Genomic DNA, 433 nt, shown 5'->3' with positions numbered 1-433 from the left:
ATCGACAGCAGCGATAACGTCCTGATCAGTAGCAGGGTTTTCTGCGCCTTCGTGGAAGTGCACTGTGAGTACGCCACTGGCGGAGCTGACATCTAAGCCGGAAACTCCGGACAGTTGGGATACTTCTTCGCGCACGGCTTTTTCGCAATGCTCGCAGCTCATTCCGGTGACTTTGTAGGTTGCTGCTGGATTGGATGCGTTTTTGGTCGACATTGTGAGCCTTTCTGTTGGAACAATCTTTATGGGGACTCTATACGACTCATCTTATACCCCTATGGGGTATACGGCAACGGTGGGCGGTGGTCTATATTGCTGGTTATGACAAAACCACGCCGCGCACAGCGGTCTTCATGCAAAAAGCAGCCATATGTGCTGCTCATCGCACTGGGATTGAGCTTCAGTTTTGGGCTTGGATCTGGTGTAAATCCGGTAG

General features: G+C 51.5%; 1 protein-coding gene. It reads right to left on the bottom strand.

The annotated features are described in order from the left end of the window. Positions 1 to 213, bottom strand: a 213-nt coding sequence (locus tag V6F91_RS27200; RefSeq protein ID WP_332769938.1) for a heavy-metal-associated domain-containing protein, incomplete at its 3' end; no start/stop codon positions are given. Positions 214 to 433: the final 220 nt, after the last annotated feature.

The organism is Pseudomonas koreensis, from assembly GCF_036668835.1.
GTDB classification, from domain to species: domain Bacteria; phylum Pseudomonadota; class Gammaproteobacteria; order Pseudomonadales; family Pseudomonadaceae; genus Aquipseudomonas; species Aquipseudomonas koreensis_I.
The sequence above is the reverse complement of the archived record's forward strand: the minus strand, read 5'-3'. Positions and strand labels throughout refer to the sequence as shown.